This is a genomic window from Pelatocladus sp. (assembly GCF_059505505.1).
The window spans coordinates 31,261-45,150 of the sequence record NZ_JCACKS010000192.1 but is presented as its reverse complement, the minus strand read 5'-3'; the positions used below and the strand labels follow the sequence as shown (position 1 = coordinate 45,150).

9 protein-coding genes are annotated in these 13,890 nt (G+C 37.2%); 2 read left to right on the top strand and 7 right to left on the bottom strand.

What is annotated here, in order from left to right:
• Positions 1-77: 77 nt before the first annotated feature.
• The 4 genes from AC5JMK_RS14595 to crtE all read right to left on the bottom strand — a co-directional run bounded on the left by AC5JMK_RS14595 (position 78) and on the right by crtE (position 4,897).
• Positions 78-1,157 (bottom strand): Rieske 2Fe-2S domain-containing protein, encoded by a 1,080-nt coding sequence (locus AC5JMK_RS14595; protein WP_495910422.1) that lies wholly within the window; start codon positions 1,155-1,157, stop codon positions 78-80.
• Positions 1,158-1,453: 296 nt separating this feature from the next.
• Positions 1,454-2,422, bottom strand: a complete 969-nt coding sequence (ambP3, locus tag AC5JMK_RS14590; RefSeq protein ID WP_096679504.1) for a hapalindole dimethylallyltransferase — start codon at positions 2,420-2,422, stop codon at positions 1,454-1,456.
• 163 nt (positions 2,423-2,585) lie between these two features.
• Positions 2,586-3,788 (bottom strand): 4-hydroxy-3-methylbut-2-enyl diphosphate reductase, encoded by a 1,203-nt coding sequence (locus tag AC5JMK_RS14585; RefSeq protein ID WP_096679502.1) that lies wholly within the window; start codon positions 3,786-3,788, stop codon positions 2,586-2,588.
• Between the two features lie 65 nt (positions 3,789-3,853).
• Positions 3,854-4,897 (bottom strand): geranylgeranyl diphosphate synthase CrtE, encoded by a 1,044-nt coding sequence (crtE, locus tag AC5JMK_RS14580; protein WP_495910421.1) that lies wholly within the window; start codon positions 4,895-4,897, stop codon positions 3,854-3,856.
• Between the two features lie 1,728 nt (positions 4,898-6,625).
• Between crtE and AC5JMK_RS14575 the strand changes: the two genes are divergently transcribed.
• Positions 6,626-7,330 carry a LuxR C-terminal-related transcriptional regulator gene (locus tag AC5JMK_RS14575; RefSeq protein WP_096679500.1) on the top strand — a complete coding sequence of 235 codons (705 nt, stop codon included), beginning with the start codon at positions 6,626-6,628 and terminating at the stop codon, positions 7,328-7,330.
• Positions 7,331-7,547: 217 nt separating this feature from the next.
• Here the strand turns inward: AC5JMK_RS14575 and AC5JMK_RS14570 are convergent, their stop codons facing one another.
• The 3 genes from AC5JMK_RS14570 to AC5JMK_RS14560 form a co-directional block, all read right to left on the bottom strand.
• Complete coding sequence (locus tag AC5JMK_RS14570; protein ID WP_096679498.1) at positions 7,548-8,279, bottom strand: LuxR C-terminal-related transcriptional regulator; 732 nt, start codon at positions 8,277-8,279, stop codon at positions 7,548-7,550.
• Positions 8,280-8,625: 346 nt separating this feature from the next.
• Positions 8,626-9,603 carry an ABC transporter substrate-binding protein gene (locus tag AC5JMK_RS14565; RefSeq protein WP_096679496.1) on the bottom strand — a complete coding sequence of 326 codons (978 nt, stop codon included), beginning with the start codon at positions 9,601-9,603 and terminating at the stop codon, positions 8,626-8,628.
• Between the two features lie 236 nt (positions 9,604-9,839).
• Entirely contained in the window at positions 9,840-12,635 is a 2,796-nt protein-coding gene (locus AC5JMK_RS14560; protein ID WP_096679494.1) for a TonB-dependent receptor, read from the bottom strand.
• A gap of 973 nt (positions 12,636-13,608) precedes the next feature.
• Between AC5JMK_RS14560 and AC5JMK_RS14555 the strand changes: the two genes are divergently transcribed.
• Positions 13,609-13,890 carry a cupin domain-containing protein gene (locus AC5JMK_RS14555; protein WP_096679492.1) on the top strand — a complete coding sequence of 94 codons (282 nt, stop codon included), beginning with the start codon at positions 13,609-13,611 and terminating at the stop codon, positions 13,888-13,890.

The window sequence follows — 13,890 nt, the reverse complement described above, 5'->3', positions numbered from 1 at the left end:
CTTGATTCAAATAACAAATCTAGACTGCCGTGGCACACTTATTTATGAAAAAATAATTGTATTGACAAAATATCTTTTTACTCTGCTTTCGCAACCCAATTTTGATAAAACTGTCTAAACTTCAGCACTGGCTGATCGGGCTTAATAAACGCTCGACCTGTATATGGACTCATCGCATCGAAAAGCGCTTTATCCACAAATGCAGTAGCTACATTTTGTTGACCAAATACAATGTAGGAAAGTAAATCTAACCATAAGTTGCCAGTTTTTTTAATCATTAACAAAAGGTGCCAAATGGTCTGGTTTTCAGAGATTGGAGTAACACCACTGAGTAGCTGAAACTTTTGCTGTCCGTTGAATTTCATTATTGCTACAGAGCCACTCGGCCAAGCATCTCCTCGAACCGACAAAGTTTCAAAATTTAATCCTAAAACCTTGGTAATTGCACCTACACCAAAATAGGTTTTAAGTTGGGCTTCGATGAGACTTCCCATCCAGGCTTCTTTTGCGATTGGTAATTCGCTAATTTCTACATCTTCCTCATTCAGCAGGGTCAGTTTAATTTGACCATTTACTGGCATTTTATGTATTGAGACGATATGGTGGTGGTCAAATGCATTTTCAGCTACCCGCCGTACAGTAGTTTTTACTGGAATGGATGCAGGACAAGCCATATATTTATGCTTGTCGCTTTCTGCCGCATCAAACTTGGGTAAGTCAAATAAAGGAGTCGCAGTTCCATACCACACCCAAATGTAATCATATTTTTCCTGAGTCACATAAGTGTATTGACGCGCTGTTGGCGGAATTAAATCTGTTGTAGGTGTTGCTACCTTTGGTATGTCCACGCATACACCAGAACTATCATAGCGCCAGTGATGAAAAGGGCATCGAATGCAACCATCTACTACCTCACCGATTGCTAAAGATGCACCTAAGTGTGAGCAGAAACGCTCCATAATCACTGCTTTACCTGCTTTGTCTCGCCATGCAACTAGAGAACGACCAAATAACTCTATTGCTTGTGGCTTTTTGCCTAGTTCCTTAGATTGCATGGCAATGTACCAACTAGCTGCTAGGTTCATTACCTTGTTGTCCACTTGAGTTTCTGGTGTTGTGGTTTTCAGCTGTATGACCTTTTCAACATAGCTAACCATTTGTTTGTTCCTTGATTCAAACAAGAAATTCTAGACTGCCTTAGCACACCTACTAGTCAAAAGATAATTGTGTTGCCAAAATAGAGGATAAAAATACCAAAAATTGAGCAAAAAATTTGGTTTTTCAACGACTAGCTGTAGTTAAAATCAGGAGTTTATGTCGTCTCCATTCGTATAAATTCCAGTTTTGGCAACACAAAATTTTAAAGTTCACCTAGTCCTGCACTTTACTGACTAAGACGGTATTGATCTTCTATATCGAGATTAGCAATGCCGCTTCTAGAGTTTTGAGTTAGTTATGACATAACAACACTACTAGATTTATCCTCTGCCTCAGAGGATGGTAAGTTGAAAACGCTCGTAGCTTCAGGTACGGGTAACGGTAAATTGTGCATGTGGAAGAATGAAGGCACAACTAGACCATGATAATCTACATCAATTTTGATATATGTTCCCTTTTTTGCATCTGGACCAAATGACCAGCCAACTAAAAAACCTGGATTGTCTAATAGTGCTGGGGCCTCTTGAGCAAATTTTTTCAGTACTGGATTAATGTGTTGAGGCACAGTTTCACGATTTACGAAAGCAGTGTAAAAACACATCCGCTCAATCCTAGGAGAAGACCAATTGAAGGTAACTGCAATTTCTGGACAATTGACAAGTATTTCCAGCACTTCATCAGAAGGCACTTGAAATTGTTGTGACTGCAAAATATTTTTGTAGAATTGGGTTGTACGCTGTTCTGGATGATGAGCATCAAAATACAGATTAGTTGATTTATTCCGATAATCAACTGTCAAGGCGCACAAAGCATCAAGATGATACTTTTTGAAGAAATCTATATGAGCATTTACACTCTTTGGCAAAGATGGTATTTTAAAAGCCTCTTCTACGGGTACTATCTTGGGAAGATGCCAAATTTTTACTAATCCATAGTTAATATCAAAATCTGCACCATATGCGATCGCTGGAATAGCTTGAAACATTTCCTGTATGAGTTTGTCTACAGGATGACCTTGGTCAGATAGCAAACCTGATTCTCTGGCTATATCCCATGCAAGACAATTCTCCTTCGCTTCTCCATAGCGAATATTGCAATCAACTTTTTGATTTCGTTTGTTTTGTACCCGAATTGCGAATCCAGCATTAGTAAACTTCTCACCAAAGCCTTGGAATATCTGGTCAATCACTGCTTCGGAATATTCCGCTCCGAAAGATTTTGCTACATTCACAACATCAGTACGTATACGGTTAACAATGGTCATCTTTATATTTTCCTTGTTGCAATCAAAACAATTAAAGAGAAAAGCATGAAAGCTTCTACTCATTGAATTTGGATCTTCTCAGCTAACGGTAAAAACCGTTCCGTTCTCCCCCCCACAGCCCCTTACAGGCAACTCAAAGTCTCCACTCTTCCCAGACAAAGTGCTACATAGCTGACTTGATCTCAAAAAGCCTCTCGATGACATTAGAAACAACTGTATCTGGGGTAGAAGCTCCAGCAGTAATTCCTACTACAACTGGTCTTTGTGGTAGCCATTCTTCAACCACTTCTAAATCTTGATTTAGCTTTTTGTGCTGAATTCGATTACCTGGCCCCAAACGTTCTACACTGTCGATGTGATAAGAGGGGATACCGCGCCCCAAGGCGATTTCCTGCAAGTGAGTTGTGTTAGACGAGTTAAACCCACCCACCACAACCATCAAATCTATCTTTTCTTCCACAAGTTTGAACATTGCATCCTGACGCTCTTGGGTTGCATCGCAGATGGTGTTGAAGCTCAAGAAATGATTATCGATTTGGCTTGGGCCATACTTACGCATGAGAGTACGCTCAAATAGCTTTCCTATTTGCTCGGTTTCCCTTTTGAGCATTGTCGTTTGATTGGCAATACCTATGCGTTCTAAATCAGTATCTGGATCAAATCCAAAAGAATAGCTTCCAGCAAATTGGCTCAAGAATTCTTCACGGTCTCCACCATTGAGAATATAATTGCAGACATACTCTGCCTGTTGTAAATTGAGAATAACTAGATATTTGTCTGCATAGGAACTAGTTGCAATTGTTTCTTCGTGTTTATATTTACCATGGATAATTGAAGTGTAACTTTGTTTTTTGTGTTTTTCAACACTATTCCAAACTTTAGAAACCCACGGACAGGTTGTATCTACAATTGTACACCCTATCGTATTTAATAGTTTAATTTCCTCAATTGTAGCTCCAAAGGCAGGTAGAATTACTACATCTTCCTCAGTAACAACCGCAAAATCCTTCTGTCCCTGCTCATTCATTGGAATAAATTCAATTTGCATTTCTGTCAGATTTTGATTCACCGTCGGATTGTGAATAATCTCGTTGGTAATCCAAATTCGCTCAGTAGGAAATTGCTTACGTGTTTCATAGGTTAGAGCAATCACCCGCTCGACCCCCCAGCAAAATCCAAATGCTTCTGCTAGTCGAATGGTGACATCACCTCGTTGTAATTTATAGCCATTCTCTCGGATTTGTTGGATTAAACCACTCTGATAGTCAAAATGCAATCTTTCTGTTGCTTCTACTTTGTGTCCAAACCCATTACGGTAATAGCGATTGGAATTATGGAGCGATCGCTTTAAGGCTTTTGTATCCATCTGAATTGAAAGTGGGTGTAGGGGTGTAGGAGGAGTCCAGCTATTTACGATAACTACTTAGCTACCTAGTGAGTTCTAGTGATAATATAGTCAGCTAGACTTATTAGAGGGATAGCTTTCTTCTCAAAAGGAGCGAGTTCTTTCTTGGCTTCCTCAATTAATTTTTGTGCCTGGTATCTAGATTCATTAATTCCTAACAAACTAGGATAAGTTGCTTTCTGTGCCTTTTCATCTTTACCTGGAGTTTTACCTAGTTGCTCCTTAGTTGCAGTAACATCTAGGACATCATCGATAATCTGAAAGGCAAGACCAATATTGCGAGCATAACGAGAAAGCCTCCGCAAAACCTCATCATTTGCTCCTATTAACAGTGCTCCAGAAACAACACAGGCTTCTAACAATGCACCAGTTTTGTGAGAGTGAATAAAGTTAAGAGTTGCGAGATCAAGATTTTGCAATTTCTCTGATTCAAGATCAGCAACTTGACCACCTGCTAGACCTCTTGCTCCAACCGCATGGCTTAACTTAGCAATGACTCGTAACAAGCGATCAGCTGGAACTCCTTTTGTTTGAACTACTATATATTCAAAGGCATAGGGCAAAAGTGCATCGCCAGCCAGTATGGCAATATTTTCGCCATAGATTTTATGATTGGTTAACTTACCTCGACGATAGTCGTCGTTATCTAAAGCAGGTAAGTCGTCATGCATTAAAGACATCGTGTGAAGCATTTCCAGCGCACAAGCAGTGGGCATAGCCATTTCTAAAACGCCCCCAGATAATTCACAGCTGGCAAGACATAAAATTGGGCGCAGACGTTTTCCCCCGGCCATTAAGGAATACCGCATAGACTCATATAGCTTTTCTGGATAACCTGAAGTGATTGAGCTTTCGAGTGCTGCTTCAACTTTTTCCTGCCGTTGTGCAAGGTAGTCTGACAAATTAAAAGTAGCTTCTGTAAGATAGTTGTTTGTGTCTTTCAAAGTTGATGATTGTACAGAAGCATTTATCATTTTGATTTCATGACTAGTTTCTTGAGTTTCATAGTATTCATAATTTAGGATTGCTTGTTCAGAAATTTTAGTATTCATTGTTGCTTCATTCCTCATGAGGAGTATGAATATTCGTTTAAAAAAATAGTAGATAGGTGTGGGAAATTGTCGTTATGACAAGACAGAAGACACAGAGCAGTAGACGCGGAGCGGCTTCCGCAGGTAGGCAGAATTGAAGAGCTTTTTGGGCAAGTTTACTTTCCGTTATATATTACTCTCCGAGAAGCCGCTCCGCGTCTACGGGTTTTTTGTGCTGTTCTACTTTCAATTAATCAAAAACTCTCATTAAATATAACTAAAAAAATGAAATTTCATCTATATAGTTACATATATAAAAGAACTTAACTTTGACCTGAGTTTTGATAATTAGTACATTACATCATGTACTAATTTAGCTTTATCCTAAAAAATTTGTACAGTTACACATGTACTTTTTTATTAAATTGTTATCTAAACTTATTGAGGTTATCTTCATGAATACCATAAAACCTACCTTCATAGGTTTTGTTTTTTACTACTCTTCTAAGAAATACAGAAAACAGGGTAGAAGCAGATACATGTTTACTTCCATTCATATATAAAAGCAAAAAGACAGCGTGGTGGGACGCTTTTAAAAACACAGACTCATGCACGTTACAAGAATAATTACATCCTACCTAAGCTATATTTTAAATAAATAAAAAAAGTTTTTTGCTTGATATCTGCTATTAGATACATTTATTACTTATGCAAGATACTTCAATCGCAAAGTCTGCTTTTTCCAACATATAAGGATTTCATCATTTAATTGTCATTAAATTTTAACATAACCACAACGTTGCTGAGTCAATAAGTTTAAATAGAACTCAGTATTTTAAATAAATATGTTTTATTTTTTTCATCTAAAATCAAACAGGGTCAATAGCAAATATTCAATATACATAGTAGTTAAAAGCAAAAGCTAGTTCATAATAATATTATTTAATGATAAATTTTATCAATATCTGGGATAAGTGAACAAAAAATAATTTTATAAAAAGTATAAATTAAAACGCTGTATATTTTAGTGTCAATAATAATACACATTTTAGTATCATTACGGTTCTGTTTATTACAGAAATATTTAAAAATTTATCTTGTTACGATGTACATGTTAAAAGCGGGGTTATAATGCTTGGTATTAGTCACAGGTTAAAATCAGTTTGATTTTGTCGATTAATGTCACGCTGAAAATGTGGGAAATATGTTTGTAATATGTTTTGAGGGCAAAAATAAATGAAGCGTTTAAATATTACGCAACAGCTTCCTCAAAATAGTGTTTCCTACAACGATTTTGACGAAGTTTTGATTAATAGTTAGTTAATCGACAAAATATTGATTATATCAACCTGTTACCGATGGCTTTAACCTGTGAGTGTTTTGACAGAAAGACTTTTTAACAAAGTGACTTTGAGGAAAAAATTGCCAGTCTAAATGCGTAAAGCAAGGGAACTTATAGTTAACTGGCAATTTCCGACAGCAGATGCACAATTTAAATTCAAGTGGCTTTGTCCATCAATGATTTGTTGATAGCCTATAAAATTTAGCAATGTCTTTTTCTAGCCAGCAATCATAAGTCAGCCGTACTTGCCATAGAGGTGATACATGGATCAAATTTGGTACAGACTCTCTAATGTTTTTTGCAGTGTCATTCAATAAGTTCCTTTAAAAATACTATGGGAGTGCGAAATTATTTATGAGGGATGATAAGGCACGTAAATCTAACTAAATATTCCCTGAAAACCAAATATGAGGAAGGGTATACAGATGTACAATAATATTCGAGTATTACTTGCTGACGAAGCTTCATTAATAGGAGTAGGTATTCGTACTACTCTAAGTGTCGAAAAAAAATTAATCATAGTAGGTGAAGCAAACAGTAGTCATAAAATTAGAAAATTGCATCAAAAGCTTCAACCAGATTTAATAATTATGGATTTAGATTTACCTCAATTCAAATTCCCTGATGCAATAGCTTTTTTACACAGGAATTGTCCAAAGCTAAAGATATTAGGACTTATGAGTCATAACAAACTAACCCTTTCCACTTTAAAAAGAAATGGTATAGCAGGCTGTGTACTGAAATCTGAAGAACCACAAACACTAGTTAATGCTAGTCTTACAGTAGCCCAAGGGAAAACATGGTTTAGTAAAAATCTTGTAGAATATTATGTTCAATCCAATAAAGGCGAATGGAATCAAGCTGAAAATGCTAATTTGACACAGCGAGAGCAACAAATTCTGAGGATGATAGCACGAGGTTTGGATAATGCTTGTATTGCTAATGAGCTAAGTTTAGGTCATCAAACAATACGCAATTATATTAGCCAAATTTATGCAAAATTAGGACTGAGCTCACGAACTGAAGCAGTTCTATGGGCAATCAAAAATGATGTTTTACAACATAATCATGATGTGTCAGCTAGAATGCAATTCAACTCACGTGTTTGTCAGGAATTAGCAAGTAAATAAAATTAACATGATCTGACAGCAAACCTCTGAATTTGCACCTACCTTATATCCTGTCAGATATAAGGTAGGTGCAAGAATGAGCGCCCGAGGGTCGTAATCGCACGCTCACGAACAAAATTAGCACATTTCTCGGAGAAAGGCTAAAAGATTTGCTATATAAAGGTTATAAAATGTGCAGTTTCAGAGGGACGACATTTGTTGTCAGATAAAATTAGAATTAATTGACGTTGCTAAATTGGAAGGAAGAAAGCTTTGCAACCATCTCAGCACGAGATGAAACTTCGAGTTTACGAAACATACGTTTTAAAGCTTGCTTGACAGAATTTTCCTGAATTCTGAGAACTGTACCAATTTCAGCATTTGTAAATCCCCGTGCTACGAGTTCAGAAATTTCTACTTCACGTGGAGTGAGAGGTTTAATCTCAAAAGAATTCAATCTCGTTTGTTCAGATGGCTTCAACGAAATAAAAATAGTTTGTGAGCCTCCTGTTGCAACCCAAGTGGATAGATGTAGACAAAGGGCACTTAAATCTGCTAGATTTTGTGTGTTAAATGCAGGCATTCCCTTTTCACGGGTCAAGGCTACTATGCCTACTAATTGTCCATTGCTTACAATTGGCCCTGCCATGACGTGCCAGTGATCATTACGGGGACAAATCAGCCTCCATGTTTTGGGTGATACTACTAATCCTTCGTGAACAGGGGCATGACGTTCCACTAAGTAGCACAAGACTGGATTGTGCTTAGTAGATAATCCCAATTGCAGCGCTTTCTGAAAATTGCTTTTTTGAAAACTGGCATAAATAGAAGGTAGCTGATTAAAAAAAAGCAATCTCCACCTTTTAGCAGTGAAATACTCGCCCACCTCCGCAGAAATTTGCGATTTTAACTCCTGTTCATCTTTAGCCTTAGCAATTAACTGGAATAGAGATTGTAACGATTTTGTCATCATCGCTTCATTTGATACTTTGTACCCGAGCAAGGACTAGGCAGAACTAAATTGTCCATCTTATTCTAGCTTTAAGGTAACTGCCTAGCTAGTAGGATTTGAGGAAAGGAAAACAGAGACATTACCTGGTAAGGATCATGGATTAAATAAACTGTAATTCGCGGTATATTGAAAAAATTGGGATGCTCCCGTAAGTCCTGTTTGAAGATGTAATAGCGAGAGCTGACGCATTCTCGGCTAGCTAATCATAAGTAATCATAATCTATACTATGTCTGCTGCTTAGAGGATTGGGAAGCAAAAAGTATCGTAGATTTGTGGACGAATAGGATATGTTTGGACATAAATTTAGGGAATATCGACGAGGTATTTAAATAAATCATCAATTACTGTATCAGCTGCAATTAAGTTTGACTCTCTCCAAGTTGATTTGTTGACAATATATACATGATTTGTTTGAACGGCTTTAAGTGTCTTCCATAGTGGCTTTTGTTTAATTTTGTTAAATGATTTCGGATCACTGTCCTCATCAATTCCTATAAATACAACATCACCATCTATCTTCGATAATTCTTCTTCAGGAATAAAAAGATAGCCATTTGAACTAATAACATTTTGTACTTCTGTACGTTGCAAACCAGCATCATTTAGTATTGAGCCAGCAAATACATTTTTAAGTTCGCTAATAAATATAGGATTATTACTATCTTCAAGATAGACATAAGAAAATTTTTGATTTTGATAGCGATCGCCCAAAGCCACTTTAAGTTCTTTAATTCGCTGATTATAATGATCCCACGCCTGTTGATAAGTATCTTCTCTTCCTAAGACTTTAGCAACAAAACTAAAATGTTCCTTCCATTCATTGGGACCTTCCCAACCAGTTTGTACAGTTGGGGCAATTTTTGAGAGTAGAGGATAAATACTTTGATCGTCACTCAAATTGATAATCAAATCCGGTTTGAGTTTTAATATTTTTTCTAGATTAGGTTGAGTGGTACCTCCCACCCATTCGATTCCACCTATCTTACTTTCAAGATACTTAGGAAATTCAGTTTTGTCAAATTCAGTTGCACTTCCTATTGGTTTAACCCCAAGAGTAAGTAAGTTTCCTAAAGTAGCTACATGCAAGGCAATAATACGTTGAGGGTTCTGAGGGACACAAGTTTCTCCTACTAAATGCTGAATTATTCGACAGTTGGTTTGGCGAGATAATCCACCTAAGTTACCTGTATTTTCTGTTAACTTGTGATTGCAAGTAGAAAACAAAAAAGTTGTGAGGCTAGCAAATATAAATATGATTATTATACGACTTACTTTTTTCATTAGAGAGAGAGGAAGTCTGATTATATTTATTTAAACTAATTATGAAAGAAGAAATTATAACAAGCTCCAAGCAAAATGACAATAGCTATTCCTAATATAAATAGTTTGAGATAGTGGTTCTTTCTAAAAATATTTTATTCTCCTTTGACCAATTATTTAGGCAGCAAATAACCTCAGTAAATTGTAAAGGGCAAACTTTGAATAATTTGCCCCATCGAAATTATTTAAATCGACTTTTAAAATTGCCAAGAAACAGTTCCTTGCACAGTAAATGGCTGTCCATAGTAAACACGATTAGAATTAAGCGCACTTTCAAAATAATCTACATCAAATAGATTTTTGAAGTTGAGTGCAACTCTAAATCTATCTCGGTTATAGAAAATACTTGCATCAGTCCTAACATAACTAGGTACATCGTAACTATTCTCCAAATCTCCGGCGCGATCGCCTACAAAAAACAAACCTAAACCAAACCCTAAACCTTGTAAATTCCCTGCTTGAATTTGATAGGTTGTCCATAAATTGGCAGAATGCTCTGCGGTATTTGGTAATCGGTTGCCAACATCATAGGTATTATCTTCAGTGATCCGTGCATCGGTATAAGCATAGCCTGCATAAATATTCCATCCCGGCAAAATTTCGCCTGCAAGATTCAGTTCAATACCTTGGCTATTCTGCTCACCTACTTGGATGGAAAAGTTTGGATTATTGGGGTCTTCTGTTGAGACATTAGTACGGGTCAAATCAAAGAATGCTAAGGTTGCTGAAAGGCGATCGTTGAAATCAGCCTTTACCCCAACTTCATACTGAGTACCTTCTTCTGGCTCGAAGGAAGAATCAACGCCAAAAAAGAATGTACCGCTTGGTGGAGTAAACGAACGTGTATAACTAGCATATAGTGAAATCGCAGGAATGGGTTGATAAACAATCCCAAACCGAGGACTGAATGCACTATCTGACCCACTACTTTCTGTGTCATTGGTGAAATCTTCATATTTTCGGTTAAAAGTATCAAACCGTCCACCTAACAACAACTTCAAGCCATCGGTCAGTGCAATTTGGTCTTGTAAATAAATTCCTAAAGAATTTGTGCGGGAGCGATCGCTAAATTCATCGAAAGTAATCTCACCTGGTGGTTGACCATATGTAGGATTAAAGATATCAATTGGTGCTGCTTGGCGTTCGAGATATTTTGGTGAGAAGTTTTCAAAACGATTCAAATCAACTCCAAATAGGAGCTGATGCTGAATTGAACCCGTCGAGAATTTACCAATCAAATTTGTTGTCAGGGCATAATTTTTATTTTCCAGCTCGTATTCTCGGTAAGTACGATTAAAAGTTCGATTATCTGCATCCAAGGTTGAGGGAATCGTCAGTTTGTCGCTGTAATCACGATAGCTGAACATAAAAGCATTGTTTAATGACCAGTTGTCATTAAATTTATGTTCTAATTTGTATCCAGCCCTTGTAATTATATGCTCAAATTCATCAGAAGGTTCACCAAAATTGCGATGACGGGATACTTCGCCGTTAGGGTTAGATAATACACTCCCCACAACAGGTACGCCAGATGCGTAAGAATCTCTTGTACTGATGTATTCTCCCTCTAGAGTCAGGTTAGTTTTATCGCCTATAGCCACACTGACCACAGGTGATATATTCAAGTGTTCACCATTATAGAAATCGATAAAACTACCTGAATTTCTGTAGGCTGTATTGAAACGATACAAGACTGTCTTCGAGTCATTTAACGGCCCCGATAAATCAATTGCACCCCGATAGTAACTATAACTGCCAACGGTTGCATCAATGGACTCAAAGCGATCACTTAATGGACGTTTAGATACTATATTGATGACTCCTCCAGGATTACCCAAACCAAATAATACTGATGCGGGTCCTTTGAGAACTTCAACTTGTTCAACACTGGAAAGTTCAGTCACTTCTCCAGCCAAAGGATCAATTAGCCCATCCCTGAGAAGATTAGTTGCTGTCGCATCAAATCCGCGAATTGTAAAAGTGTTAATTGAACCAAAGTTAAAAGCCTGATTAACACCAGTAACATTTCTGAGTGCATCTTCTAGGCGGGTAACTTGCTGGTCGCGCAAGACTTCTTGTGGTACCACCTGAATTGATTGGGGAATGTCACGCAAAGGTGTATCGGTTCTTGTTCCGGTGGTAGTATTCGTTACATCATACCCGTCTTGCTCTCCCGTGACTACTAATTCAATCGGCTCATCTTGTTGTGCTGCTGGTTCTTCTTGCGGTGTCTGGTTTTCTGGTTCTTGGGCTTGTGGTGTTTCAGGCTGTTGTGGTGGCTGCGTTGCTGTTGTAGCCGAACTTATACCAAAAACCAACCCTACATTATCATCAAATAACTCAACGGTTGGCAAAGTGTTTTCACCTACAACCGTCACTCGCACTGTATTTGCATCAATATTTGTGACTGTAATTTCAGTAATTCCCGCAAGTGGTTTTTCTGAACGGAATACAAATGGCTCGCCCGAAGGTAAGCGCAATTGTCCGCCAGATACATCTGCAATAAAATTATTACCTGCACTGCGATTTGTAACTTGCAGTTGTTCTCCAAGAGATGTTTCTAAAATTACCTCTACACCTGTCTGTGTGGAATTCGCCTTAACTCCCGTGATTGATATAACTTGCTCTCCACCTCTTTGTTGTGGGTTAGCAGGGTTAGTTGGTGTTGGTGACTGTACTAACCTTTCGGCGTTAGTAGCGGGAAGTTGGATTTTTCTGAGTTGAGGAATATTTTTAGTTGTTTTATCCGACTTTGCTCTTTGCTGTGAACTTGGAATCTGAGACTTTTGCAGTTTGGTTTTTCTAGTATTGGAAACTAATCTCGGAGATTTGGTGATCACAAATTCTTTACCCAATGTAGATTTCCCTGACGTCTGGGTAGAAGATCGACCTTGAATATCCTCTCTTGCATCCTGAGCTTTAACAGGAGTACTTATAAAAACAACAACCACACCTGTCAGCAGCAGGCTTTGAAAAAATCTATCTAACTTCATTTATCCGCTTTCACTCAATCACACTACTGGCCTGTACTTGAAGACATAATGACTAATTTTGCAAATAATTGTCATTTAGTTTAAGTTATTTGAATCATATTATGGAGTGACACAATGCACAAGATAATTAATAATCTTTTTTCTTTAGTTATGGATGCCAAGTAATAATTACTCCTAATCCAGATAATTGCTTGATGAATAGGGAGCGGGGATTGACACGGTGAAGTGTAGGACTTACGCACTGTACAAACGAATCATCTTGTGTATTAACGTAAGTACCTTATTTCAGGCTTTTATAAAGACCGTTTGTTCATTGCGTAGACGCTACGCGGCTTGTCGCTAGACATCGCTTGGTGAGGAATAGAAAAATCAGGCTAGAAGCGCTGAAAATCATAGCTGCTATTTTGACTTTTCTGTCAACGCGTAAGTCCTAATATCAATAATTTTAATAACTAAAACTGATACTAAAAAAATAATTAATAATTAATCTCTATAAATATTCTCTTGCTAAAGCTACTTATTCTCGTTAGTGTAATCAAAGATAAATAAAAATTACTTGCATTAACTCAGAATTTCTTCAAAGAAATCACTACACTATATACTCAGCGTTTGCACAATCTAAGTTATTGGCAGAACTAATTACGATGGATTGCAAGTTAGTGAGGTTCAGTATTTTGGTCTACAACCTAGATAAAAAGCCTTGCTTATGCTTATTCCTGACTCCTGAATTCCGCTCAAGAATTTAGATAGGCGATCGCGTTAAATAGCTGCTCAATTACAAAGATTTGGTTTAATTGACAATAGCGCCTTATTCTTTAGATATGTCCGGAATATTTATTATTAGTGAAAAACACGACGCAAGCTCATAAACTATTCATATAATCAATGAAAAATTAACATTTATTGCACATAGCTATGGCTAGAAATTAGCATAAAACTTCCAGTAAAAGCAAGTGATAATGTTGGAGTTTTTATGACGATCAAACTTCAAATGAGTGCATCGATTCTAAGAATGAAAAGTCCTAGCACCAAGCAATTTTCAGATATCTGGAAACAATATCAGTCTCTTGTAATTGAAGATGTTGCTAAACATTGGGATGCTTGTAAAAAATGGTCTCCTGATTATTTAATCAACCATTGCAGCAATAATCTGGTTCCTGTGCGTTTTTATCAACCAGATTTTTGCCGTGATTCTAAAAATTTTGCTTATGAAGATGGTTACGAACTTGCAAACAATGTTTCATTGAGAGTCTGA